Genomic DNA, 26,521 nt, shown 5'->3' with positions numbered 1-26,521 from the left:
GCTCAAATGGCCCATTTCATCGACCGAAGGCTAAACCCCAAGGATAAGAACCTCGGGAACCGTAGGCGGTTTTTGCGCCGGGTTCGTTCCGCCGTCAAAGAGGCGGTTGACGAAAGCGTACGGCGCCGAAAAATCGCCGATGTCGGCCAGCAGGAGAATATCTCGGTGCCGTCAGAAGGGATCGGAGAACCGCATTTTCAACATGACAACAAAGGTGGTTCCAGACACCGAGTTCTGACCGGAAACAAGAAGTTCAAGGCTGGTGACCGGCTCAAGAAACCTCCATCGGGCCAGAGTGGACAAGGTGGACGTGAGGGTGCGCCGGATGGAGAGGGCGAGGACGAGTTCATGTTCGTTCTGTCGCGGGACGAATTTCTCTCCCTGTTTTTCGAAGATCTCGAACTGCCCGACATGGTCAAACGCAGTCTGAAAGAGGTTGCGGTCTCCAAGCCGCATCGCATGGGCTATACCGCCGCCGGGACACCCGCCAACCTCAGTGTTTCGCGGACGATGCGCAATGCGTTCGGCCGACGTCTCGCTATGCGGCGCCCAACAAATGCCGAGATACAGGCTCTCACGCAACAGGTTGAAGAACTGGAGGAGCTTGAAAAGCCAGATGCGGCGCGAACGGCGGAAAAGCATTTGCTGCGTGAGCAGCTCGACAAGATGCTAAGGCGACGCCAGATCATTCCCTACATTGACCCACTGGACGTCCGTTACAAGTATTTCGAGATGCGCCCCGAGCCGGCGGCAAACGCTGTGATGTTTTGCTTGATGGACGTTTCAGCCTCGATGGGAGAGCGGGAGAAGAGCCTTGCTAAGCAGTTCTTTGTCCTGCTGCATCTTTTCCTCAAGCAACGCTACGACAAGATCGAACTCGTGTTCATCCGCCACACCCAGATCGCCGCGGAAGTAGACGAAGACACTTTCTTTCACTCCCGCCAAACCGGCGGTACGGTCGTGAGCAGCGCGCTCAACGAGATGAAAAAGATAATCGAAGCCCGCTACCCGTCCGCACTGTGGAATATCTATGCCGCGCAAGCATCAGATGGTGAGAATTTCAGCGGAGATTCCCAACTGTGTGCCGACCTGTTGAACAGTGATCTGATGAAGGGCTGCCAATACTTCGCCTATACGGAGATCGTCGACGAGACCGAAGCCAATCTGATGAACAGCGAAGACAATGGTATGGAACTGTGGCGCTCGTACCGACAGGTCGCTGAGGCTTGGCCAAACTTCGCCATGAAACGGATCGCGCGCGCCAGTGACATCTACCCGGTTCTGCACGAGCTGTTTGCGCGCAAGACAAACGGAGTTTCCAATGGCTGAACAGGCAGAAGCTAGGACGCCATTGTTTGAAGGCGCGGAATGGGATTTCGAGACCATCCAGCGCAGCTTTGACGCGATCGAACATGTGGCGATTGATGATCTCGAACTTGACGTCTATCCCAACCAGATAGAAATCATCTCGTATCAGCAAATGCTGGATGCCTATTCGTCGACCGGGATGCCGCTCATGTATCGGCACTGGTCCTTCGGCAAGCGTTTCGTTCACGAAGAGAAAGCCTATAGCAAGGGCGCAAACGGTCTTGCCTATGAGATCGTCATCAATTCCGATCCCTGTATTTCGTACTGCCTCGAAGACAACACGATGGCGCTTCAGGTCCTTGTGATTGCCCACGCGGCCTTCGGGCACAATCATTTCTTCAAGAACAATCACCTGTTTCGCCAGTGGAGCGATGCGCAGGGTATTCTCGACTACCTCGACTACGCGCGTGGTTTCATTGCCCAATGCGAAGAACAGCACGGGGAACGCGAGGTTGAGAAACTACTCGACGCTGCCCACGCGCTTATGCCATCGAGCGTTTTCCGACACAGGCGCCCCCCCCACTCATCGCTTGCGGATGAGAGAATCCGACAGCGTGAGCGACGCATCGAAGAAGAACGGGCGGTACATTACCTGTGGGACGCTTTCGATCACCCCACACAATCGTCGAAAACCGATGAAGAGGCGCAAAAACGTAAGCGAGAAATGGGTTTGCCAGAAGAAAATCTGCTCTATTTCGTCGAACGTCACAGCCCTGTTCTAGTATCCTGGCAACGTGAAGTTCTGCGTATCGTTCGAAACATAGCACAGTACTTCTACCCGCAGCGCCAGACCAAAGTGATGAACGAAGGATGCGCGTGCTTCGTCCATTATCATATCACCAACGAGTTGCACCGCATCGGTCTGTTAACGGATGGCGCCATGCTCGAAATATTGCACAGCCATACCAATGTGCTGACGCAGCCCGACTTTGACGCCCCGAACGCAATGGGGATCAACCCTTATGCGCTGGGTTTCGCGATGATGCAGGATATCAAGCGCATCTGCACCGACCCAACCGAGGAGGACCGGGAATGGTTCCCGGACATAGCGGGTAGCGGCGCGTGGCGGGATGTATTGAAGGATGCCTGGGCCAACTATCGGGACGAGAGTTTCGTGCAGCAGTTCCTCAGCCCAAATGTCATGCGCCGGTTCCGCATGTTTTCGCTGACCGATGAAGAGGGGAAACCTTTCTACACCGTCGACGCAATTCATGACGAGCGCGGTTATCACCAGGTGCGCGACACCCTGGCGCACAGTTTCGACGTTTCGGAACACGATCCCGATATTCAGATTGTTGATGTGGACTTGATGGGCGATCGTCACCTCAGGCTAAATCACTCCGTGCGCAACGGTGTGCCGTTAAACAAAAAGGCGTCTGAAGCGACTATAGGCTATCTGCAGCAAATCTGGGGTTTTGATGCGGCGTTTGAAAACTAGGTTTGGGACCCATTGATATCCGCTTTGCGGCGTGGTTCATCGTTCGAAGAACAAGCGGTGACATGGCTGATCTTCTCTGGCTGAGCCATACGCAGATGGCGCGTTTGTAGCCTAGTTTCCCATAGTCCGACGGCGAGCCACGTGCCGATGACCGAGGCTCTGTTACATACTTTTTTCAGTTGACGGTCTCGTGATTGGCGAGTGCTGTCTTAACCCCACGTACACAGGTTATTTTTTGCCGCTGCAAGTTAGCTTTTTGGGAACTTTCTCAAAAGAAACTTCCGATCAGCCATTTGGTAGCACGGGGACTCCCGAGTGCTTGGCTTCAATTCGGGGAAGTGCACGGCACGGATAAACTAAAATAGCTGATTGAACTCAGTTTTGTCGTTTGCCGCGGAGTAACAGGCTAAAGTCAATTGAGTGTTTGCCTCGGGCTCACCGCAGATATTCGAAAGTTCAAAATAGGGAGGATAACCAGTTGTCAAAATTCATTGTTATTGCAGCTTTTATTACGACAAATTTCTTTTTCTGTTCGATTGCTCAAGCACAGCAAGGTCCACTTGGTACGTAGATATCGGTGGAGTTCCGATGCACTGTACGTCAAGCTCAGGGCAAAGGGCGGCGATCTTCATCGATCCCAGCGTTGATCACAACATCGGGCGTGCAATGAACAATGGCTACCCAATAATCGTTTTGGGCCCAGGATTCTTTAACCGCGTTCCGCCTTTGGTGGGTCAGTTTTGGTTCTTGCATGAGTGTGCGCACCATGTTGTCGGCGGAAATGAGGCTGCAGCAGATTGCTTTGCAATTAGGAACCTCCGCGATCTGGGCCTGATCCGGCACCCAAGGCAAGTAGACGAATTGCTGTATCAGATTTCTCAGATGCCGGGATCATTCAGGCATTTGCCAGGTCCGCCGCGCGCTCAGAACATTTTCTTTTGTCTCAACAGTTAAATTCGATAGGAATGCGGTTCCAAGAAAGGTGTTGAGTGATGGCTATATGGTCGCATATCCAGGATCGGCTAGGCACGCTTCGGGATCACTTTTTTAAACCCTCAGATGAGCAAATGTTGAAGTCTGCGGAAGAACATGGTCTCGACTTATCGCAACCTGCTCCTTTCACGTTTTACCTTGCCTTCAAGAGCCGGCGGGATGCGGATATTGTGGCAAAAGAAATGTCTGAAAAAGGCTACGTGGTCACACAGGAAACGGATGAAGAGGGCGATCGATATCCTCATGAGGTCGAAGCCGAAGTAAGCTTCATCCCTAGCGCGTCAGAGATCAAAAAACATGACGAGCTATTCAAATCTACTGCTGCGCAATATTCAGCGAGGTATGATGATTACAGCATCGGGTTTGGTTCTGATCTACCCTTCTATCAGGGTGACGGCTGAGCGGACGAAGCTGACGTTCGGCAAGAGTTAGAGAACGTCTGGTCCTAGCGCTTCGCGGTCCACCAGATAAGGAAGCCTTGCTTGTGCGACTGACACTTTGTCTAGGTGCAAATTGCCATAGATGATTTCGGGTTGCGCCTTTGCGCGTGCCAGTTCCCGCCCATCTGGGGTTGCAATAAAGCTTTGGCCCAGAAAGGCCTTGCCGTTTTCGCTGCCAGCGCTGTTGGCGTACGCAAGATACACACCGTTCTCAAAAGCGCGGGTTGGAATCATGCGTTGCGCGACCCACTCCCACTGAGCGCCTAGTGCGGTGGGCACGATGACAAGCTCTGCTCCCATCGAGGCCACATGCCGCGCCGTTTCCGGAAATTCTGCATCATAGCAAATCAGCGTCGCAATCCGCACATCGCGGTAAGAAAATAGCGTACAGCCTCGACCGGGTGTGAAGTAATTTCCTTCGAATCCCGGCGGAATGACGAGCTTACGATGCCCGCCCAAGCGTGCGCCATCCGAGCCGATGCATTGTGCCGCGTTAAAGATCGCTTCCCCGTCAGATTCAGGAAACCCATAGTGGATCGCGAGGTCGTGTTCCTTGGCAAGTGTCGCAATGGCCTGAGAAATAGGACCGTCAGCAGGTTCGGCCCGCGCGACGACCTGATCGCCGATATGATAGCCGCTGGCAAAAAGCTCGGGCAGCACCAGAAGGTCAGCCTGCTCGGCGGCGACCTCGGGCATCACTCTCGACAGCCAATCCAGTCGATCATGCACTGTGTCCAATTCTGCTGGCGATTGTCCAACCGCAAGTCGAAACTGACGGCCCATCCTTAGTTGTCCGTGACCAACAATGTGCGGGGATATTCGGTGATGTAGTCAAATCCCGTCTCCGTCACCACGACGGAATCGCCGATACGCCCCGCGGTCACCCCATCGATAGAGATGCCCCCATCCACTGCAAAGGTCATGCCCGGTTGCAGAATGGTGGTGTCGCCGGTTTTAAGCTCGGGCGCCTCAAGATAGGCCACACCAATGGATCGCCCCGTGCGATATCCGGTCTCATATCCCCGTTGGGCATAGATCTCATTGGCGGCTGCAGCCACTTGTTGCGCTTCGACCCCAGGGCGAATAGAGGCGATTGCAGCTTGTTGGGCGTCAATGGCGGCTTCTTGCACACGGGCGGCGTCATCGCGCACTTCACCGATGTGGAACATCCGGTCGAAACCCAGTTTGTATTGTTTGAACTGCGCCATATTGCAGAAGCAGAAATAGACCGGGTCGGCGCGCTGATATCGACGCATCGAGGCGCGGCGGTGCACCATGGATGTGTCCTTGCCGCTTTGCAGGATTTGCAGGTTGTGGATCATAGGCGAGACAAATCTGTCCCAGCCTTTATCCGTCAGAAACGTGGCAGCCTTGCGCGATCCGGCCTCAATAACGGCCAGTGCACTCTCATATTCCGGAGCACCCTCCTGCAAGCTGTCATGAGCGGCTTTCATCATTGCGCCAGCGATCTGGCCTGCTTCTTTCATCACCTGAATTTCAAAGGGAGTTTTGATCATCCGCATGGCCCCCAGTATCGGTGAGATGTCTTTGATTGGCACCCCCGGATAGGTCTCATCCAAATGATTGCGCACAATTGCGGGGATGCTGCCGCGCTCCACCCAGATGTCACCCGGATTATCACCTAGGGCGCCGGCAAGGGCACGGCCCCATGTGCGTTGCCCCATATCTTCCCAAGTCCGAACATCCTCGACCCAGGTCATCGCGCCCACCATTTCGCTTTCCATCAGCGGGGTGATCACGATGGGCGCCTCATCGGCATTTATGACTAACATTGAGGGGCGGCCAAATTCGATGCCCAAATAGCCCCAAAACCCCGCGAGGTAAGCGATGGAGCTTTCATCCGTAAAAACGGCCCGCTCGATACCCAGATCTTTCATCCGGGCCTGAAGGGTGAGGGTGCGGGTTTTGGCTTCGTCGAGCATTTATGTTTCCTCGATTGGGGGCTGGAGAGGTATCTCCAAACGCTTAAGCTGTACACAGCTATGGAGTCAAATTTATAACATACTCCAATTATTGTCGCAAATTCGCCTTTGGTGTATGCACCTATTGCAAAGGAGATCATATGCCCCTCTCTCAAAATACCACCGCAAGAGAAATCAAAAGTACGGCCGAAGCCATCCAGACCGAAGTTTTGAAGCGGATTTGTTTTCTGGAATACCCGCCAGGCGAACAACTGAAAGAGGCTGAACTGGCTGCTGAATTTGGCGTCAGCAGAACTCCGATACGCGATGCGATCAGCCGGATCAGTCATCTGGGGCTGGTGGAAACACGTAATGGGGTAGGTACGGTTGTGGTCGCACTGTCAGCTGCGCAAATCCGTCATGTTTACGACATGCGCTTGGAGCTTGCGCCGTTGATCGGCACCATGTCACCCCGAGTCATCACCGAGACAGATTGCGAGATCGGACAGACATTGCTGCAGGACGCGAAAGCGTTGTGCAGTGCTTTCGATTCCCGGCGATACATCGAGATCAATCATTGCCTGCATGTGCTGATCACCAGTCTGATCGGCAACGGTACGTTAAGGTCATTTTGGTGGCAGACCTATTGTCAGGCGGCCAGTACCTGGAACCGGGTCGGAAACCAAAGAGGCTCGGAAATGGCACTGGCGCTAGTTGCGGAACTTAGCGAGATCAACACCGCGCTGGACCTAGGCGATGTCACTGCCATCGGGTTTATTCAGCGAACCCATATCGGATATGGCTACCAACGGATCAAAACCCACTTGCTGTCGACTGAAGTGGAATGACGAGCCTTTGTCGCGTGGTCGATGTTATGATGGTATTGCCGGAAGACCACTACCGGTAACGGGAAGGGCCAAGGTGCGCTTTCGGATCCTTCAAGGACCAGCATTCCGGGCACATTCAGGGAACACCCGAGAGAGAACGGCTGACCAATTCTTCGGCGTTGCCCTCGGTGCAGGTCCTCTCTGCGGTCGTGACATGTGACTCTCTGATGGTCCATGTCCGTCAGCTTTACAGCGATCACGTCAAGACTTGGGCTGTTGCCAATAACGCCTGAAGTCAGCACGCGGATGGATCAAAGACCAACAGTCGATTTTGAACACTCAGTTCAGGCTGATCAGCCGATTAGAATGCCATTTATTACTTACGAAAAACGCTTCAGGCGAAGTTTCGCGGCGTGACTTAGATTTTTCCAAGGGTATCTTTTTGCGTGGTCACGCTCTGCAGTCACTCTGTCACGCTCTGCCGCTGCCTTGTCACGCTCTGCCTTGGCTTGGTCACGCTCTGCGGTTGCTTTGTTGCGTTCTGCAGCAGCTTTGTTGCGCTGTGCTACAGCTATGTCACGCTCATTGGCAGTTTCTTCCTGCTTTTTGGAAATGGCTTGTACCAACTTCAATGCATCTTCGCTGAGGCGAACAAAAAACTGCTTCTTGGCGTAGTCATAGAGTTGATGATCCAACTTCGTAAGCCGGTTGAGTTCAGCTTCGATATCTTCAGTTATTTCATAGCGTTTAGTCGCCGAGGCTTCAGCTCCTGACGCTATCTTGCCAGCTTTCTTTGTGCTTGGGTTTACCTGGAGATGTTTCAACCTATCCGGATGTTCTAAACCCAGCGATTGAAAAATTAGTGCAGCGGAAACATCGTAGTACTCAAATATTCCTATTGCGCTTAACTTATCAACTTTGTCGAATGCGTTTTCGACTTTTTCGCTGTCCGACATGTCCTCGTAGGTTGCCCCTGACGGAGGCACGACAATTGCGCGCGCCATTGTGTTGCACAAATTGTCGTCATCCTGGATCTCACGTAACCAAGTTAGAAGATCGTTCTTTTTGGCTCGTTTGGCGCGTTCTAAACCGCGTTCTTGTATGAAATCCCAACTAAGGGAACGATGGTAGTAGTAGGTGGAAAGCAGTCGATCCCTTGGGTTGCGAAAAATCGAAACAATATCCTGATCTCTAAGCGCGCTGGGTATCTCTGCCAGCTTATAATGCCCCGAGAAGAACTGATATTTGGAAAGTTCACCATCCTCTAACGTCATCAGGTCATTGACCCGTTTTGGGCATACCTGAGCTGCGTCAAAGTGATTGGAAAGCATAGAAGTTAGACTTGTGCCACCCGTCTTGGGCAGGTGAAGAAAAATCAATTTTCGATGCATTGAACGCTTTCACTATTCTGGCAATCTTCGGGGACGATAAGCACGTCTGCGCCGTATCTGTCAGAAAGTCGGTGCCAGAAGCAAGGCGCTTGGGCTAAAAATGCCGGTACCCGGCACAGAGTTGCCGTGCCTTTTTGGCGGCGTACAAGGCGTGAATGACACGGGTGCACTAGCCACCATCAGTTTGCTTAACACCCCGGTGGTCAGAGCTTGAATATGACGGTTGTTCTGTTGACATCGACGCTTTCGATTTTGGACAGACTGACGTGCTTGAAGCTGCGTTGCGCGAACACGATTACCCAAGTTTAGGCCGTCGTCTTGAAGTGAAACACGGCGATCCCACTGTTTGGAATTGTCTCTGCATTGCGACGCTTCCTTGATCACCAATCCTGTCGCAAAAGACAAAACAGATGGCGCCAGGCAACAAAGCATCTCGTGCCTGAGTTGCGCGCGCAAAATGGGTGCATTCCTGTTTGGCGCCTTGTTTTGATCCCTGTCAGGTCGGGTGGTTTCGGGGGGAATGTTCCTGGCTGTTCGTCAAATCTGCTTCTTTGGGCGGTCTGCGCTGGTCCGAGCCTTGACAATGCAGGTATCTGAATGAAACCCTTGAACTGTCGGGAGAGAAAGGAATTTCAGGCGTTTGCGCCATTGAACGGTGCGCGTTTGATCTGTATTGGCCTCCATCTCGGATGGGTCGGACAGGTCGCAAAGTCGTTCTTCCGTCCACTGAATAAATACCTGGGAGTACATAAATGAAAAATAGCAGCAAGCTTAGCCTCGGCGCCATTGTAACGGCGGCGTTCATGGCACCGGCCGCTTACGCGGAAGAGTTCATCACCATCGGTACCGGCGGTGTGACCGGCGTTTATTACCCGACTGGTGGCGCTGTCTGCCGTCTGGTCAACAAGGGCCGCAAGGAACACGGCGTTCGCTGTTCGGTCGAATCGACAGGGGGATCTGTCTATAATATCAACACCATCCGCGAAGGTGAGCTGGAGTTTGGTGTGGCACAGTCCGACTGGCAGTTCCATGCGTATAACGGCTCGTCCAAGTTTCAGGATGCGGGCAAGTTCGAAGACCTGCGCGCAGTGTTTTCGATCCACCCCGAACCCTTTACCGTCGTAGCTCGTGCCGATTCCGGGATCACAACCTTTGATGACCTCAAGGGCAAGCGGGTGAATGTCGGCAACCCCGGTTCCGGTCAGCGCGGCACTATGGAAGTGGTAATGGGCATGAAAGAGTGGGGTATGCAGGACTTTGAGCTTGCAACAGAACTCAAGGCTGCCGAACAGTCCGCCGCTCTGTGTGACAACCAGATCGATGCCATGGTTTACACCGTTGGTCACCCTTCGGGTTCGATCCAGGAAGCAACCACTGCCTGTGACTCGGTTCTGGTCAGTGTTGAAGGTGCCGGAATTGATCGTCTGGTCGATGAAAACACGTTCTACCGCAAAGCCACCATCAAAGGCGGCACCTATCGCGGCAACCCGGATGACGTAAGCACATTTGGTGTTGGCGCAACACTGGTGACCTCGGCGAATGTGTCGGACGAGGCGGTGTATACGCTGGTTTCGTCGGTTTTCGAAAACTTCGACGACTTCAAGAAACTGCACCCTGCGTTTGCCAACCTGACACCGGAAGAAATGATCAAGGATGGCCTTTCGGCCCCGCTGCACCCGGGTGCTGAAAAGTACTATCAAGAAAAAGGCTGGCTGAACTAAGCCACCCACTAAAACTCTGCGAGGCGCCCCCAAAGGGCGCCTCGTGGCAACCCGGTAAACCGGGGCAATAATGCCGGCACAACGGCCGCTGGACGGGGAGATACGTTGATGAGCACTGACCAACAGGGCAATCGTCCTTTATCCGAAGAGGAACTACAGGAGCTGGTTGCGTCCTCGGACGCCGGTGCCCGTGATCCGGCTGGAATGGTTGGGCTAACGCTGGCGATCATCGCAGTGAGTTGGTCGCTTTTTCAGGTCACTCTCGCGTCTCCATTGGCTAACTACCTTTTGCCAGGTGCGGTAAGTAACAACTCACGTCTGATCCATCTGGCCTTCGCGCTCATGCTGGGTTTCATGGCCTATCCGGCCATGGGTCAGGAAAGCCGGAACTTTCTGAAGTTCTGGTTGAGCCATTTGGGCACTGCTCTGGGACTGGGTAGCTTTGCACTTGCCCTGTTTATGGCGGTGTCTCCCGATCTTACCGCGCTTTTGGGTCTTCCTTCCGATCTCAGCCTTGGGATGTGGGTGGCACTTTCGGCCATCATTGCGATAGCGTTGATCGCCCCGACGTTTCTGAATGGTTCCGGAGAGCCAATGGCGCTGGAACGGGTATTTAGTGCGGTTGGTCTTTTGGCAGCGATCGCGACTCTGACTTATGGGGCCATGGCAATTTTGGTCCAGTACGCCACCGACAGCTTTTCAAGCACGGCGCAAGTGGCGTGCATTGTCATAGGCGTGGTAATTGGTGCGCTGATTGCGGGTAAGTATCTTCTAAGGGAAGAATACGACGGCAGCGGTTTCATTCCGGTTCAAGACTGGGTTCTGTGCGGGGCAGGGGTGTTCTCGGCGCTGTATGGCTTTTTGTTCTATGAGAAAATTGTTGATAGCGGTGGATTGGCCGACGATGTTGACAAGTTCTTTGCACTTGCAGGTTTGTTGATCCTGTTCGAAGCGGCGCGCCGTGCCCTGGGTCCTGCAATGGCGATCATTGCCACCATTTTCCTCGCCTACGTTTTCTTTGGATCTTCTGAATGGGTTCCTGACGTCATCCGTTGGAAAGGCGCGAGCCTGCAAAAGGCGATGAGCCATATGTGGATCACCTCCGAAGGTGTTTTCGGCATCGCTTTGGGGGTATCAACCAAGTTCGTATTCCTGTTCGTCCTGTTCGGCGCATTGCTGGAAAAGGCAGGGGCAGGGAATTACTTCATCAAAATGGCGTTCGGCGCTTTGGGTCACCTGCGTGGTGGTCCGGCGAAGGCTGCTGTGGTGGGTTCGGCTGCAACCGGCCTGATCTCAGGCTCATCGATTGCAAACGTGGTTACTACCGGCACTTTCACCATCCCGCTGATGAAGCGCGTGGGCTTTACCAGTGAACAGGCCGGATCGGTCGAGGTTGCATCCTCGGTCAACGGACAGATCATGCCGCCAGTGATGGGCGCTGCGGCCTTCCTGATGGTGGAGTACGTTGGCATTTCATACGTCGAGGTGATCACGCATGCCTTCCTGCCCGCCGCGATTTCTTACATCGCGCTGGTTTATATCGTTCACCTGGAAGCGGTGAAGCGGAACATGCCGACGCTGGGGGATCGAGAAGTTCACCTGGCCCGGACAATCGTGGGAATGTTGTCATTCTTCGTTGTATTCGCAGGACTTTGCTACAGCTCTCAGTTCCCTGTCGAAGCAATCACGCAATGGGCGCCATCGCAGGCGGGTCTGATCCTCAGTGCGATTGTCTGCATTGTCTATGTCGCGTTGGTATATCTCGCCGCGAAGGTGCCGGACCTTGAACCCGATGATCCGAATGCCAAGGAAGTTTCCCTGCCGATTATCAAGGACATCTACAAGGCTGGCCTGCATTATCTGCTGCCAATTATCGTTCTGGTCTACTTCCTGATGATCGAACAGAAATCGCCGGGACTGTCGGCCTTTTGGGCAACTGCGCTGCTGTTTGTGATCCTGCTGACCCAAAAACCGCTCAAGGCAGTGTTTCGTGGTCAAAGCAACATGGCCGCGACATTCTTGGAAGGCGTCAGTGATCTGTGGCATGGCCTGATTGTTGGAGCGCGGAACATGATCGGCATCGCACTTGCAACGGCAACAGCGGGCGTGATCGTTGGTACGGTGACCCTGACCGGTGTCGGACAAGTGATGGCCAATCTGGTTGAATTCCTGTCCGGTGGCAATTTGATCCTGATGCTGGTGATGGTCGGCCTGCTCAGCCTAATTCTGGGTATGGGGCTGCCGACGACGGCAAACTATATCGTCGTAAGTTCGCTGATGGCGGGTGTTGTTGTCGAGCTTGGTGCGCAGGACGGCCTGATCGTTCCGCTGATCGCTGTGCATCTGTTCGTTTTCTACTTTGGCATCATGGCGGATGTTACGCCCCCTGTTGGATTGGCAAGCTTTGCGGCCGCTGCTGTGTCAGGTGGCGATGCGATCAGAACAGGTTTCACAGCGTTCTTCTATTCGCTGCGGACCGTCGCGCTGCCATTCGTGTTCATCTTTAACACCGATCTGCTGCTGATCGATGTCACGTGGGTTGAGGGCATAATCGTCGCCATCTCGGCAACGATCGCGATCCTTGTCTTTACTGCCGGAACAATGGGCTATTTCATTTCGCGCAGCCGTATCTATGAAAGCGTCGCGCTGATCCTGGTGGCCTTTGCCCTGTTCCGACCTGATTTCTTAATGAACTATGTGTCGCCTCCCTTTAATAGCGTAGCGCCTGCCCAACTGGTGCAAACGGTGGGAGAAGCGTCACCGGGTGACGAAATCCGCATTGTCGCCAGCGGACCCGATTTTGATACCGGTGAAATGGTCGATACCACTGTCGTTCTGACCGTGGGCTCCGAGGAGGGCGGCCAGGCACGTGTTGACGCCATGGGTCTGCTGCTGATCGAAGAGGATGGTATGGTCAAGCTGGATGAGCCGATGTTTGGCACACCGGTGTCGGATGATATGGATATCTTTGACTACTATGGGGATGAGCCGGTTCAGCTCACTTCTGTCAGCGTGCCTGCAAGTCAGCCGCCGAAAGAGCTGATGTTCATTCCGGCGCTGATCCTTCTTGGCCTCATCGCCTTTCTGCAACGCGGCCGCGCCGCCAGACAAGAGGTTCCCGCATGACAAATTCAGTTCTCTGTGCTGTTGACCTCAGCAATGGTGATCACGACGCGGCGGTCCTGCGGCAGGCAGCAAAGCTTGCTGAGCTTGAAGGGGCGCAACTGGATGTTGTGACGGTTTTGCCGGATTTCGGTGAAAGCTGGGTGTCCGGGTTCTTTGAGCCCGGGTTCCACGAAAACGCAGTGAAGGAAGCACAAGCAAACCTGCTGCGCCTTTGCGTTTCGACCCTGGGAGAGGAAAAAAATGCGTCAGTCCGGCATGTCGTGGCAACAGGAACGGCCTATCAGGAGATCCTGAACACGGCTGAGAATGCAGGTAGTGATCTGATTGTTATCGGGGCCCACAAACCTGAATTCAGGGATTACCTTCTGGGCCCGAATGCCGCTCGCGTCGTCCGCCACTCCACGGTTTCCGTCTACGTGGTTCGATAACGCACCGGTCTCGCGAGGTCGCCACAATTCTGCTATTGTGCGTCCGGGGGAGACGAGATGGAACGTCGTTTGGCCGCCGTAATGGCATCCGATATGGTCGGATACTCCAGGTTGATGGAACTGGATGACGAAGCTACGCTTGCGCGGCAAAAACGCCACCGCAAGGAACTGATCGACCCAACAATCGCGACCAACCGGGGCCGGATCGTGAAGACCACCGGCGATGGTCTTTTGGCCGAATTCCATTCGGCGCAGGATGCGGTGCGTTGCGCGGTGGATATCCAGTCCCAGATGAGTGAACGCGAATCCGAGCAAGCGGATGATCGCAGGATCAAGTACCGGGTCGGCATCAATCTGGGTGATGTGATTTTCGACGAATCCGACATGTTCGGCGATGGTGTCAATGTTGCCGCTCGCCTAGAAGGTTTGGCGCAGCCCGGCGGCGTGTGCATCTCGGACATCGTTCATCAGACGGTTCAAGGCCGTTACGCCGATGATTTTCGTGATCTTGGAAGTCAAAGGGTCAAAAACATCACGCGACCCATTCGGGTCTGGCAGTGGGCACCGGAACAGCCAAGGGAACGCCCCAAATCACATCTTGCGAACAACCAACAGATCGAATTCTGCACCTCAGCGGACGGGACACACATAGCCTTTGCGAGTGTTGGACAAGGATTTCCGGTGTTTAGGGCGCCGCACTGGCTGAACCACATCGAGTATGAATGGCAAAGCCCATTCATGTCTCCGTTTCTGACCCGGTTTGCCGAAAACCATCGCTTTGTCCGGTTCGATCAACGTGGCAACGGTTTGTCCGATTGGGACGTGGACCGAATAGATGCCGATGCCATGATCGAGGATATGGAAGCTGTGGTTCGGGCTGCTGGCCTGGAAAGGTTCGCCCTGTTCGGTATCAGCCAGGGGGCGGCGTTTTCCATCAGCTACGCCCATAAACACCCCGAGCAGGTTGCCTGCCTGATTTTGTTCGGCGGGTACGCGCAGGGACGCCTTATGCGGAACGACCCTGAGGAAGTTAAATTATACGATGCAGCAAGGCTTATGATCCGTGAGGGGTGGGGATCGGACACGCCAATCTATCGAAACTTTTTCACCTCAGCCTTTCTGCCGGATGCGCCGATTTCCGTGCAGGAGAGTTTTGATGAACTGCAACGTGTAACTGTCACCGCAGAAAACGCGGGTAAGATCTATGAAATGAATGGAAAAATAGATGTGCGGACGCTGGCGTCCGAGCTGAAAGTGCCCACAATGGTCTTGCATTTCACCGGAGATCGCGTGGCCCCACTGCACCAGGGGCAATTGCTGGCAAAACTTATCCCCGGTGCGCGGTTCGTAGAGCTGCCGGGCAACAATCACGTTGCCATCGAAGGGCAGCCGGGCTTCGAATTGTACTTTGAAGCGGTTGAACCATTTATCAGCGAAAATTCGTAAATACTGCTCAAACTTATAAATACTGCTCAAACTTAAGAGGATGCGAAGCGTTTACGCACCTCTCATTGATACCCTGTCATTTCCAGATATCCGCGACCGAGGTGACTGCCGGATACCTCGACAGGACCTTCCCAATAAGAAAAGGTTGTTCCCATCCATGCATCGGGGTTCATCGCCTGTACCTCTATATCGAGGTCTCGTTCCGGTAGGTTGATCCGCCATTTGATTGGAATGTCACGATTGGCAACTGATGCGGATTGCAATGGTGTAAACGAAATTGCCTTATCGGGCAGGGCAGTTGTAGTGCCATCTCTGGCAATCCAAGTGGCCGAGGCAAAATCTCCACGCCCGCCCCGCAGGCGAAATGCCATCAGGCGCTCGCCAGTGTCGAAGTTGAGCGAAAACCAATCCCATCCGGTCTGATCCTCAGCCAAGGGCTGCGACGACCACTCCCGATCAAGCCAGGCCTCGCCGGACACTGAAACTTCACCATCAGGCAGATTAAGGGTTCCGGTCACGGAATAAGCAGGCTGTGAATAGTAAAAACTTGCCTGTCCCTCGGCGGATTTGACCGAATAGCCAGCGTCACCATGAAAGACCAGTGGTCCTTGGGCCTGTAGGCTCAGATCGTATCCAAATTCCTGCCCTCTAGCCGTCAGATGGATGGTGTTGATGTCAGGGCCTTTCATATGCCACTCGTCTATCCATGCGGCAAACGGGGTGGCTTTGACACCGGCCTGACCGATGCCACCACGGGCGAGGCGTTCGTCAAAGTAATGTTCGGTTGGTGTCGTAACCGCAGCATGCCCCATCCACAACTGTGGGCTTTGCCAGCCTTCCTGATCAAAGGGCTTCAACGCCGACCGAAAAAGGGTCCATTGAATGCCATAGTCGTTCCCATCCTCATCCTCCAACGTGGCAGTCACGTACCACCATTCAATCCGAAACGGTGGATGCGGGCCATGATCGGCGGGAAACTGGAACTCGTAACCCGCGTAAGGGACGTCAAAACCTTCTGCGTCTCCGCCCAACCCCGCAAACCCCTGAGCCAGAGCGGCACAAGGCGCCAAAAGAAAGGTAAGAAGCAGCTTAACGTTCATTGGCAAACACTTTCAGCAAATCAGCTGGCGGCAACCGACGCAGCCGCAAGGCGGGCAGAGCCGCCGCTATTGCCGCTGCAAGCAACGTCAGCAGCAGCAAGCGAACCCAGTCCATGGGGAACAGGTGCATAGGAAGCCGCCATCCAAATGCCTCGACGTTTATGACCACAAGCAAAACCCAAGCGAGAACAAGGCCCAAAGGCAGCGCAAGGCAACAGGTCAGTGCGGCAAGCAACACGCTGCGCAGAATTTCCAGTGTTGCAAGCCGACTTCGGGTCATTCCCAGCGCCCAGACCGGCGCTACCTGCGGTAAGCGCTGTGTCCAAAGTGTAAGCAGGCTAGTCAGAATGGCAAAACCAGCAACACCCAGTGTCAGTATGTTCAGGGCCGAGGTCACCACGAATGTCTTCTCGAAGATGGATAACGATTGCGCTTTCATGGCGGCCTGATGAACCACAGCCCGATCAGGGAGTTCGAATTGTTCACGTAGAGATCGGGCAAGATCGGTGGCCCGGTCCGGGGAAACGCGAATCCCAAACCGGCGATGAGGGCTATTTGGGAAATGCGCGGTAAACTGATCCATCGACACGATAGCCTGCCCGGTTGGGTTGCCATAATCCGAATAGACCCCGGTGACCACCAACTGCCAGTCGGGAGACAGCGAAATTGATGAACCCGGCCAAAGATCGGCCCTGCGCGCCAGTTGTTCATTGATTAGAACAGCGTTGCCTGAGGCCACCTTGTCCCAAGCATCAGGATCTGCCGCTATCAAGGGCCATTTTTCCCGATAAGTCTGATCGTCAACAACTCCGTACAAAAACAACGGTCCTGTCTCATGGCTCAATTCAACCCGCCTTATTGGCAGCACCGCATCCACCTGTGGACTTAACCACTGGGTGATTTCCAAGCCTTGCTGGTCGTTTACTGCAGTAACATAGAGCTCGGATGTCAGTCGCTGATCCAGCCAACCGGTGAATGTCAGGCGGAAACTTGATACCATGGTTCCGACGCCGATATTGGCCGCCAAGGCGAGAAGCAAAGCCATAAGAGCAAGCGACAGCCCGGGTAGTTGGGCAAGCATATCCGCCCATATCCATTGAGAAACAGGGCTTTGCGCGCGCGTTTTAAAGCCTCGTAGAAAGGTCGAAAGCACAAGGGGCAGTAACAATGCCGCGCCAGTCAGAATTCCACCAAGCATTAGGAAGCCCGGAACAAGGCCGCCAAAGCTCCAAAAGACCAAGATACCAGCCCCTATCAGCAGCAGGCCCAGATAGCCGGGCAGAGGGTTTGCAGTACCGCTGGAACTCCATGCCTGCACCCCAGGGCTTGCCAGTAGCGGCATCTTGGTTAAACGCCACAGGGATTGGCCACTTGCAAGCAGAGTACCACCCACGGCCATCAATAAACCCGCGGCCACCCAAGTCGGCCGGAGGGCGAGTTGCCCGTCAATCGGGGCGCCGTACAGCCCCCGCAGGGTTGCTGCTACATCCGGCAGCAACCCTCCGGCGATGAAATAGCCCAATAGCAATCCCAACACGCCGCCGATTAATGCCAACAGCGTCAATTCTCCAAGGATCAGCCAGATCAGCAGACGCAGCGGCAGGCCAAGTGCGCGAATGGTACGGATCATGCCGCGACGCTGCGCGAAGGCAAGGCCGACCGTTCCGTGAACGATGAAGAGACCAACAGCAAATGACAGTAGACCAAATGCAGAAAGGTTCAGGTGAAAGCTGTCCGTCAGCTGCGCTGTGTCCATCTGCGATGATGCAGTGATCCGTTCCAGTTCAGGGGCGATTTCCGCCAAAGGCGGAATCCCCTTAGGCTGGGTCGGCAGAACGACAAGACGGGATATCTGGCCGGGCTTGGCCAGCAACTTTTCTGCGACACCGATATCCGTCAGGATCAGATCAGGGGGGAGAGACTCTGACGCAGCGACCGGTGGTAAACCTTCCTGATCGCTAAGTACCGAAACCAGATCAGGACGGACCAGTAATCGACCCGGAGGTGTCAGGATGTCCACTGGGTCAGGCGGTGCATCGCCCTGATCGGTCTGGGTCATTGCCGGTAGTGCCGGATAAGCAATCATATCGACGCCCATCAGGCGCAAGGTGCGATCTCCGACCCTGAACGGGCCCTCCAGCACTGCCGCGACCCGCCAACCGGCGCGGCGAAGATCGATATATCTTTCCAGCGGGATAGGGCCATTTCGGTCGCGCAACTCGTCGAACTGACCGATGGCAAGCTGGGCGTTGGCGCGGGCATAGCTGGCGCGGGCCTCGGCATTTATTGCCTGAACGGCCGACCAAAGGCCGGTGGCAAGTGCGATGCCGATAAGCAATGTGGCCAGTTGCAGAATATGCGCCCGCCAATGCGACAGCAAAACCTGCAACGCCGGGCCGATCATGAGATCTTTCCGCCAGCCAGATGCGCGTGCCGGTCCAGTTGTCCGGCAATTTCACTTGAATGCGTGACCAGCAGCAGCGCGACACCTGCATCCCGCACCAGTTCCAGCATCAGCTTCATCACGACGCCACTTGCGGTTTCGTCGAGATTGCCGGTTGGTTCATCCGCCAAAAGAAGCTTGGGTTTTGCTGCCATCGCCCGCCCGATTGCGACCCGTTGTTGCTGGCCGCCCGACAGATGTTCAGGATAACGGTCGCCCAATTCGGAAAGGCCAAGCCGTTGTGCCAGCTCATCCGTCCATTCGGTGTCAAAGCACCCGGCCAACCGCGCGTGAAAAGACAGGTTCTGCAGTACGGTCAACGAAGGGATCAGGTTATATTGCTGAAACACCAACGCGACGGTGCGGCGGCGCAGATCGGCCCGTCCGGAATCGCTCAGACCGGACAGGCGAATACCATCCAGCAGGATTTCCCCCTGATCAAAACTGTCCAATGCCCCTGCAAGGTTAAGAAGGGTGCTCTTGCCGCTGCCGCTTTCGCCGGTAAGGGCCAGTGTCTGGCCGTGATCCAGATTTAGGGATACGTCCTTAAGAACCGGTCTGCCGCCGGGATAGGACTTAGTAACTTGATTTATCTCTAAAAGCATTCTGACGTTCACCTTGCGCCCGACACAATGTGCAGCCGCTGCGCGCTGTGTCCAGTAGAGACATGTGTGGTATTGCCATTCGTCGCAGGGCAGGGCAGTGGAACGCACGTGCAGGGGTTGCCCCTAACGTGGCTGCGGGCCATTCTGGCCGGGCAATTGGTGCGCTTTTGGGAACCGGGGTTTCGTGACATGACGTTGTCGCAGCAGATTTTTTGGGGCAGCGTCTATCTGGGCCTTTGTTTTCTGATTGAAATTGGCCTTTTGACGTGGTGCACCATCATGATCCGCCGTCTGCTGGACAGATGGGAAGACAAAGGGCAGGTCCTGAGAACGGCCGGTCCGGTTTGCATGGCATTGGCGTTCATTGTTGCGACGCACACCATACAGGTCTGGATCTGGGCGATTGTCTGGGTTTTGGGCGATGTGCTGCCGGATTGGAACTCTGCGCTGTACTTCTCGCTCGTTACATTCACGACCTTGGGTTATGGCGATATCGTTCTGGGTGAAGGGCTACGCATTTTTGGTGCATTTGCTTCGGTTACCGGCCTGTTGGCCTTTGGTCTTTCAACCGCCTATATGGTTGCTCTGATGACCCGCGTGTTCGAGGAACGGTTTCTGTCCTAAAGGATCGGGGCAAAAAGGCGCGCAATGGGCGCCCCATGCCGAATATAGGCCGGTTGTTGATGAAGAGAGCGCACAAGCTCGTAGCTTGAGTTGAAATCCTCTTGCAGCATCTGACTGATTGCAGCTGCAGCTTCTTCATCAAAAAACAGGGCCATTGCTTCGAAATTGAGCCTGAAGGAACGATTGTCCAGATTGGTGGTGCCAACCGCACCCAGGGTTTCATCCACGACAAAAACCTTCTGGTGCATGAAGCCGTCTGTATAGCGAAAGACCTTGGCGCCACAGTCCCGGATTTCGTCGAAATAGGCAAAAGCAGCCAGCCATGGAATACGGTGGTCGATCACTTCGGGCACCAGAATGCGAACATCAACACCGCGCAGCGCTGCGTGCTGCAAGGCCGTCATGATGTCGAGATCTGGAATGAAATAGGGTGACGCAATCCAGATCCGTTCCTTTGCCGCCGCAATGGCGGAAAAAAACATCATTGCACCGGTTTCCGTGTCATCCCCCGGTCCCGTTGCAACAAGCAGAGCATTCATGTCCCGTTCTGCGTCAGAACCATTCCAATCAACCAGATCAATCAGGTCCTCATTCCGGGCCCAATGCCAGTCCTCGGCAAAAATAAGCTGCAACTGCCGAACAATCGGGCCGTGCAGTTGAACATGAGTATCGCGCCAAGGCCCGAATTTGGGGCTTTGCCCCAGATACTCAACGCCAACATTGTGTCCGCCGATAAAGCCGATCTCTCCGTCAACCACCACGGTTTTGCGGTGATTGCGATAATTGAGTTGGAACCTGAAATTCGGCCCCCTCTGATCCCGCGGATCAGCGACATCAATCCCGTTTAGGCGCATCCGGTCGAAGTAGTCATTGGACAGGCCATAGCTGCCGACACCATCCGTCATAAAGCGTACGTGCACGCCCCGTTTCGAAGCGGCGATCAGACGGTCCTGAAGTTCCACGCCCAGTTCATCGTCGCGAACAATATAAAACTGAATCAGGATGTATTTTGTCGCCCCATCTATGGCGTCGAAAATGGCCTGAAAGGTCGCTTCGCCGTCGATCAAAAGATGGGCGTCGTTCCCACGGGAAACGGGCAGGTGGGCCAGGGCTTCGAAAGGGCGGGGGTTTATCCGCATCGTGGCCGGGTCAGGTTTTGCTATATCGGCAAAGTTCTTGATCCCCTCGACAACCCGCTCGCTTTCCTTGCGGGCAATTCGATAGCCGCGGAATCGATGATGGCCGAGGAACAGATATAGCGGCACCGCAAACAGAGGCGCGGACAAAAGAAATACCACCCACCCAACCGATCCCTGCGGTGTCCTTGAAGTCTGAGCGGCGCGCACCGAGCAAAAGACGGCAGAGCCATAAAGCCCAATAACAAAAGCTGAAACGAGAGTGGTCCACATGATGGCCCGGCTTCCTGAATGATTACTTCGAGCCAGTGTAGATGCGTGACCAGTCTTTCTCCATATCTATGATCAACCAACCCATCCCGGGGCCTTTATCCAGCCCGTCAACAAGGCGTCCAACGGCGCTTTCCCTATCATAGGCCCATTCACGATCTTCATCGGTATGGTGCACCAAAAGCCCCAGACGAGGCCCTTCTCCGGCGGTTGTCCATTCCAGCATCGCAAAATCCCCATCTGAATTGCCACCGGCCAATATGGGGCGCTTTCCTATGGTGCGCTCAATATTGATCGGCTTTCCTTCCTTGTCATCGACAAATGCAATGCCCGCGGTCTTGCTGATGGTCGGCACACCGTCGATTAGTGAATAGGTGCTGTTGGCATAGGTTCCGAGAACCTGCTCGGGTGGAATGCCATACGCCCTTTCGGCAAAGACACGCATGAAATGTACGCCGCCGCCCGAGACGATATAGGTCTTGAACCCTTCATCGCGCAGGTATCGCAACAACTCGGCCATTGGCTGGTAAGTCATTTGATCGTAGGCCAGATCTGTTTCACCGTGACGAGAGGTCTGAAGCCATTCTGAAACTGATTGCTGGAACTCGTCGACGGTCATACCCGCATGAGAGGCGTTGACCACCTCCAGCAGGGCCTCCATTCCACCTGCCGCAATCGCCTCTAGATCGCCCTGGGTGGCGGCTTCGAGTGCGGGGTTTGTGACGATTGAAGGATCTTCCTGTGCCAGTTGGGCAACCTGATCCATGGCATAGATAAGCTGAAAATACACAGGCTTCTCGGCCCACAATGTCCCGTCGTTGTCAAAAACCGCGATGCGGTCAGCCGGAGTCACATAATTCGGCGAGTCAGCGTCGGTAACAGTTTCAACGAATTCAATGATCCGGGATTTGGTTTCAGTCTCATTCCACGAGGGCAGGGGATCGCCAGCTGCGGCGGATGCGGCAAAGAGTGCTGCCAGACAAATGCTTGCAATTTTCATCAAAACGCCTCCGTCCAAATGCCAGCGAGGGCCGCAACGTTCTTTTGCGGCCCTCGTCGATTGTATCAACAGGATCAATCGCCTATCGGCGACAGCATTTTGTCCATCACCTGTTCCAGGTTAAAGCTGGCGGCCTTCTGGCGAGGAGGAAACTCCTGGAATGTCGCAAGGAAGTTGCCGACATATGCCTGTGCGGGAACCAGGAAGTAGGCCCGATCCAACAGCCAGTCATAGTAGGTGTTGGAGGTGCGATATGCCCGTTCATATGGGTCCCGGCGCAGGTTGATCATCAGCGGAATGCGTAGTTCCGTCCACGGTTCCATCCACGCCCGCAATGTGCCCCACGCCTTTTGCTCAAGGAAAATCAGCTTCCAGTCGTCGTAGCGCAGCGCGGTCATGTCGCCGTCATCCGAAAAATAGAAGATTTCCTTGCGCGGGCCTTCTTCGACCTCACCCTTGAAATAGGGCAGGAAGTTATAGCCATCCAGATGCACCTTGTATTCGCGCCCGATGGCTTGAACGCCGCCCTGTTTCAATTCCTCTTTGATGTTGTCGCGGCCAACTGCGGCCAGATAGGTGGGCAGCCAGTCCATGTGGTGCATGATCTCGTTCGAAACCGAACCGGGCTCGATCACGCCGGGCCAGCGGACCATGGACGGAACGCGCCATCCTCCTTCCCAGTTGGTATTCTTTTCACCCCAAAACGGAGTCATCGCCGCATCCGGCCACGTGTTCATATGAGGTCCGTTGTCGGTCGAATAGTGAACGATGGTGTTGTCGGCGATACCCAACTCGTCCAGCAGGTCGAGCAACTGGCCAACATGCATGTCGTGCTCGATCATGCCGTCTGTGTACTCGTCATTGCCCCGATGGCGCCGATCATCGGCCACATGGGTGCGAAAATGCATCCGGGTTCCGTTCCACCAGACATAGAATGGCTGACCTTGTTCGTGGGAACGTTTGATAAAATCGATAGCGGCGACAACAGTTTCGTCGTCAACGGTTTCCATACGCTTTTTGGTCAAGGGTCCGGTGTCTTCGATGCTTCCATCCGCCGAAGATTTGATAACCCCGCGAGGCCCGTATGCTTCACGAAAGGTCCGACCGTCTGCCAGAACGGCATCACCCGGATAATCTTCGTTCTCGGGTTCTTCTTCGGCGTTCAAGTGGTACAGATTTCCGAAAAACTCATCAAAACCGTGGTTTGTCGGCAAATGCTCATCTTTGTCACCGAGGTGGTTTTTACCGAACTGGCCGGTAACGTATCCCTCGGCTTTAAGCAGACCCGCAATGGTGGGATCTTCTTCCTGCATTCCAAGCTCTGCGCCCGGGAGGCCAACTTTGGACAGGCCTGTTCGGAATACAGATTGCCCCATGATATAAGAGGAGCGCCCCGCTGTGCAGGACTGTTCACCGTAATAGTCGGTGAAAATCATGCCGTCTTTGGCTATGCGATCTATGTTGGGCGTATGATAACCCATCAGGCCCATTGTGTAGGCCGATATGTTGGATTGGCCGATATCATCACCCCATATGACGAGGATGTTCGGTTTTTGCTCCTGCGCAATAGCTGGCAGTGCCATGACTGCCGTAACGGACAATGCCGCCAATCTTCGAAAATACGAGCGCCAACGTGGCAATGACGGAAACGATTCTGGCATAAGTCTCTCCTTGTAATTGCGCCGACCAAGCCGCCGCCGGATGGTCTGTTTTGAGAACCGAAGGCACGTCGAATTAAAGCAGCCTTCGTAAGAGATTGATTTTACGCGAATTAGATTAGGTGGGTCTGCGGTGGGAAGTTAACGGTTATAATCCAGTACGTGATCGGAAAACTAACAGATCAAAATATTATTAGAAACGGATGTTTGAGAAATCGTCAAAAAATTAATTTACAGGAAAGGCCTTTGTTATTCCGCTGTCAAATCCGAGTAGCGAGTTTAGCAATGTTGCTCACCAGCTCACGATCGATTGCCCCACTATTCACCACATCCCGCAGTGTCGTAAGCCAGTGGTCGGGCGGGTTGCGGCCGGCGGCTCGGGTCCATTGTAAATTTTTCAGAACCGACTGCGCCTGAAGTGGCAGTACGTCAGGTATTTCTTGATGGCATAGTGTCGCCCAGACACCGGCCCAAAGCCGGGCAACGGACCACGGATTGTACCCACCCCCGCCCAGTACCAGCATTCTGGGTGAAAGCGCGCGTAATTCAGCGACAGCTCGCCAATGAGAAGTGTTGGAGAGTGTGAGGCGCGACAAAGGGTCTTCGAAGACAGCGTCTGCCCCGCATTGGAGCACGATGGCATCCGGGCAAAATGCGTCCGTTGCGGGCAGGATCAGCCGATCCAATATCAATCTGAACTCGTCGTCGTTCAGGTTGTGATGCACGGGCAGGTTAAAAGCCGAACCACCGGCACGATCCTCCAATGCGCCCGAAAATGGCCAGCGTTTGCCCTCATGGACCGAAATCATGCGTACACATTCCGAGCCATTATAGGCGGCTTCGACCCCATCACAGTGATGGGCGTCTATGTCGATGTAAACGACGCGTTGAATGCCTTGATTCAACAGGGTTTTGATCGCCAGAACCGGATCGTTTAGATAGCAAAAGCCATTTGCCCGGTCAGGCATACCGTGATGGGTTCCGCCCGCCGGATTAAAGACAACACCACCTCTGGCCAAAAGTTCAGCCCCAAGAATGGAACCGCCCGCAGCGGTGGCCGGACGCCGATACATTTCCTTGAAAACCGGGTTTGATATTGTGCCCAACCCGTGCCGGCGCTGTATTTCAGGTGAAACTTTTTGGGATTTTTCGGCTTGCAGCAGCGCCGAGATATACTCGGGTGTGTGAAATGCCTCTAGCGCTTTGGGTTTTGCGCGCGGGCTTGTACGGTAATTGTCCTGCGTCAGCCAGCCCATAGCCCGGCAAAGGTCGATTACCGTGGACACACGCGGAATCGCCAGAGGGTGTTTGGAACCATAGGTGGAATGCCGATAGATTTCCGAACCTATGAACAGCGGCGCCTGCACTGCTCACTCCGTATCAGTTCTTGCGGCCTCTTCCCCTAAACGGCCATCGAGGGACATCATTATGGCTACGGGTCTGAGGGCGGGGATGTGGCTGAAGATGATCAGGATGCAAACAGTAAGGGGGACACTCAGGAATGCGCCGATCAGTCCCCAGACAGTGGTCCAGAACGTCAGCGCCAGAATGACCAGAAAAGTGGACATGTTGAGGGACCGGCCCAGCATTGCAGGATCGAGGAAGTTGCCGATCAGAAACTGAATGGTCCCGCAACCCAGCACGATGATCAGAAACGGTCCGATGGATTCGAATTGGACTAGGGCGATCAGCGACGGGAAGACCACCGCTATGACCGAGCCGATCGATGGTATGAAATTCAGCGCAAATGTCAGAACCGCCCATGTCTCGGCATATTCAAGGCCCAAAGCGCGGAAAACGGAATAGCTGATCAGGGCGGTGATCAGGCTGATAAGTGTTTTGACACCGACATAACGCTGCAGGCTGAACGAAATGGCATCCAGAACCGTGGCCAGTTCGGCCCCCAACTCCGGGCTGCCAGCGGCGAGCCTTATCTTTTTCCGAAACGCCAATCGTTCTGCCATCAGAAAGGCGACATAAAGACTGATCAGGAAAAACTGGTTCAGTAGCGATGTGGCGCTGCCCAGCAGCAGGCGGGCGACAAAGGACATGTCGAGGCTGATCAGATTGTCGCGGATGAACTTTGTCACATCGTTGCCGACCAGCCCGGTAATGCGGTTTACGGCGTTGTCGAATTGGCTTTCATAAGTATTGATGGATCGCGCGAATTGCGTGGCCTGACTGCCCATAATGTACATGATCATGAACAAACCGGCCAAAACAACGGTGACACCTGCAACGTTGGCCAGCCAAACGGGTGCTCGTGTCAGGGCAACAACCCGGTCGCTCAGTGCAATGATCAGCACATTGATCAATAGGGCCATGGTAAGGGGTATTAGAAATCCGGCGCCTGCATAGAGGCCCAGTATGACCAGGGTCGCCACAATCGTGATATCCCGGACCAGGGTTAGGTGCAGGCTGTACGTGTATTTGGCGGGTCGTGTCATGTTTTTTTGCCTGCGGTTCGATCAAAATGGCGGGCCATAGGGCCTTGGACAATAGAACGTCTGAGCGATCCTGCACAGGCGGTTCGGTTTATGCAATGGCATCAGGCGGTTAAGCGGGCGAAATCGTTACCCATTGCG

General features: G+C 54.5%; 20 protein-coding genes. 9 read left to right on the top strand and 11 right to left on the bottom strand.

What is annotated here, in order from left to right; translation table 11 throughout:
* The first annotated feature begins 6 nt into the window (after positions 1-6).
* The 3 genes from ACR0NW_RS00735 to ACR0NW_RS00725 all read left to right on the top strand — a co-directional run bounded on the left by ACR0NW_RS00735 (position 7) and on the right by ACR0NW_RS00725 (position 4,200).
* Positions 7-1,329 (top strand): YeaH/YhbH family protein, encoded by a 1,323-nt coding sequence (locus ACR0NW_RS00735; protein ID WP_480449450.1) that lies wholly within the window; start codon positions 7-9, stop codon positions 1,327-1,329.
* The gene (locus tag ACR0NW_RS00730) at positions 1,322-2,806 is read left to right on the top strand and encodes a SpoVR family protein (protein WP_480449451.1); all 1,485 of its coding nucleotides are present in this window, start codon (positions 1,322-1,324) and stop codon (positions 2,804-2,806) included. Before ACR0NW_RS00735 ends, ACR0NW_RS00730 begins: the two co-directional genes overlap by 8 nt.
* Positions 2,807-3,798: 992 nt before the next feature.
* A complete protein-coding gene (locus ACR0NW_RS00725; protein WP_480449452.1) occupies positions 3,799-4,200 on the top strand; it encodes a ribonuclease E inhibitor RraB in 402 nt (133 codons plus the stop codon).
* A 27-nt stretch (positions 4,201-4,227) separates the two neighbouring features.
* On the opposite strand, the gene ACR0NW_RS00720 is transcribed toward ACR0NW_RS00725, so the two are convergent.
* Positions 4,228-5,022, bottom strand: coding sequence for a carbon-nitrogen hydrolase family protein (locus ACR0NW_RS00720; RefSeq protein ID WP_480449453.1), 795 nt, complete (start codon positions 5,020-5,022; stop codon positions 4,228-4,230).
* A gap of 2 nt (positions 5,023-5,024) precedes the next feature.
* Positions 5,025-6,182, bottom strand: coding sequence for a M24 family metallopeptidase (locus ACR0NW_RS00715; protein ID WP_480449454.1), 1,158 nt, complete (start codon positions 6,180-6,182; stop codon positions 5,025-5,027).
* A gap of 140 nt (positions 6,183-6,322) precedes the next feature.
* Here ACR0NW_RS00715 and ACR0NW_RS00710 point away from each other — a divergent pair, with 140 nt between their 5' ends.
* Positions 6,323-7,009, top strand: a complete 687-nt coding sequence (locus ACR0NW_RS00710; RefSeq protein ID WP_480449455.1) for a GntR family transcriptional regulator — start codon at positions 6,323-6,325, stop codon at positions 7,007-7,009.
* A 359-nt stretch (positions 7,010-7,368) separates the two neighbouring features.
* Here the strand turns inward: ACR0NW_RS00710 and ACR0NW_RS00705 are convergent, their stop codons facing one another.
* Entirely contained in the window at positions 7,369-8,379 is a 1,011-nt protein-coding gene (locus ACR0NW_RS00705) for a sulfotransferase family 2 domain-containing protein (protein ID WP_480449456.1), read from the bottom strand.
* 752 nt (positions 8,380-9,131) lie between these two features.
* Between ACR0NW_RS00705 and ACR0NW_RS00700 the strand changes: the two genes are divergently transcribed.
* The 4 genes from ACR0NW_RS00700 to ACR0NW_RS00685 all read left to right on the top strand — a co-directional run bounded on the left by ACR0NW_RS00700 (position 9,132) and on the right by ACR0NW_RS00685 (position 15,100).
* Positions 9,132-10,100 carry a TAXI family TRAP transporter solute-binding subunit gene (locus ACR0NW_RS00700; RefSeq protein ID WP_170655692.1) on the top strand — a complete coding sequence of 323 codons (969 nt, stop codon included), beginning with the start codon at positions 9,132-9,134 and terminating at the stop codon, positions 10,098-10,100.
* 108 nt (positions 10,101-10,208) lie between these two features.
* The gene (locus ACR0NW_RS00695) at positions 10,209-13,226 is read left to right on the top strand and encodes a TRAP transporter permease (RefSeq protein ID WP_480449457.1); all 3,018 of its coding nucleotides are present in this window, start codon (positions 10,209-10,211) and stop codon (positions 13,224-13,226) included.
* The gene (locus ACR0NW_RS00690) at positions 13,223-13,654 is read left to right on the top strand and encodes a universal stress protein (protein WP_170655688.1); all 432 of its coding nucleotides are present in this window, start codon (positions 13,223-13,225) and stop codon (positions 13,652-13,654) included. Before ACR0NW_RS00695 ends, ACR0NW_RS00690 begins: the two co-directional genes overlap by 4 nt.
* A gap of 57 nt (positions 13,655-13,711) precedes the next feature.
* Entirely contained in the window at positions 13,712-15,100 is a 1,389-nt protein-coding gene (locus ACR0NW_RS00685; RefSeq protein WP_480449458.1) for an alpha/beta fold hydrolase, read from the top strand.
* A 62-nt stretch (positions 15,101-15,162) separates the two neighbouring features.
* Here ACR0NW_RS00685 and ACR0NW_RS00680 read toward each other — a convergent pair whose 3' ends face one another.
* From ACR0NW_RS00680 to ACR0NW_RS00670, 3 genes are read right to left on the bottom strand one after another with little or no spacing between them, the layout of a single operon-like run.
* The gene (locus ACR0NW_RS00680; RefSeq protein WP_480449459.1) at positions 15,163-16,200 is read right to left on the bottom strand and encodes a lipocalin-like domain-containing protein; all 1,038 of its coding nucleotides are present in this window, start codon (positions 16,198-16,200) and stop codon (positions 15,163-15,165) included.
* Positions 16,190-18,604 (bottom strand): ABC transporter permease, encoded by a 2,415-nt coding sequence (locus ACR0NW_RS00675; protein ID WP_480449460.1) that lies wholly within the window; start codon positions 18,602-18,604, stop codon positions 16,190-16,192. The genes ACR0NW_RS00680 and ACR0NW_RS00675 overlap by 11 nt, the downstream gene beginning before the upstream one ends.
* Positions 18,601-19,248 carry an ABC transporter ATP-binding protein gene (locus ACR0NW_RS00670; protein WP_480449461.1) on the bottom strand — a complete coding sequence of 216 codons (648 nt, stop codon included), beginning with the start codon at positions 19,246-19,248 and terminating at the stop codon, positions 18,601-18,603. The genes ACR0NW_RS00675 and ACR0NW_RS00670 overlap by 4 nt, the downstream gene beginning before the upstream one ends.
* A gap of 66 nt (positions 19,249-19,314) precedes the next feature.
* Between ACR0NW_RS00670 and ACR0NW_RS00665 the strand changes: the two genes are divergently transcribed.
* Positions 19,315-19,872 carry a potassium channel family protein gene (locus ACR0NW_RS00665; protein WP_480449463.1) on the top strand — a complete coding sequence of 186 codons (558 nt, stop codon included), beginning with the start codon at positions 19,315-19,317 and terminating at the stop codon, positions 19,870-19,872.
* On the opposite strand, the gene cls is transcribed toward ACR0NW_RS00665, so the two are convergent.
* The 5 genes from cls to ACR0NW_RS00640 form a co-directional block, all read right to left on the bottom strand.
* Positions 19,869-21,281, bottom strand: a complete 1,413-nt coding sequence (gene cls, locus ACR0NW_RS00660; protein ID WP_480449465.1) for a cardiolipin synthase — start codon at positions 21,279-21,281, stop codon at positions 19,869-19,871. The two genes, ACR0NW_RS00665 and cls, sit on opposite strands and share 4 nt — an antisense overlap.
* A 22-nt stretch (positions 21,282-21,303) precedes the next feature.
* A complete protein-coding gene (locus ACR0NW_RS00655) occupies positions 21,304-22,278 on the bottom strand; it encodes an HAD family hydrolase (RefSeq protein ID WP_480449466.1) in 975 nt (324 codons plus the stop codon).
* A 74-nt stretch (positions 22,279-22,352) separates the two neighbouring features.
* Entirely contained in the window at positions 22,353-23,861 is a 1,509-nt protein-coding gene (locus ACR0NW_RS00650) for an arylsulfatase (RefSeq protein WP_480449617.1), read from the bottom strand.
* 335 nt (positions 23,862-24,196) lie between these two features.
* Positions 24,197-25,303 carry an acetoin utilization protein AcuC gene (locus tag ACR0NW_RS00645; RefSeq protein WP_480449467.1) on the bottom strand — a complete coding sequence of 369 codons (1,107 nt, stop codon included), beginning with the start codon at positions 25,301-25,303 and terminating at the stop codon, positions 24,197-24,199.
* Between the two features lie 3 nt (positions 25,304-25,306).
* The gene (locus ACR0NW_RS00640; RefSeq protein ID WP_170655670.1) at positions 25,307-26,383 is read right to left on the bottom strand and encodes an AI-2E family transporter; all 1,077 of its coding nucleotides are present in this window, start codon (positions 26,381-26,383) and stop codon (positions 25,307-25,309) included.
* Positions 26,384-26,521: the final 138 nt, after the last annotated feature.

Source organism: Ruegeria sp. CF5, from assembly GCF_056537325.1.
This window is presented reverse-complemented; position numbering and strand designations above follow the sequence as displayed.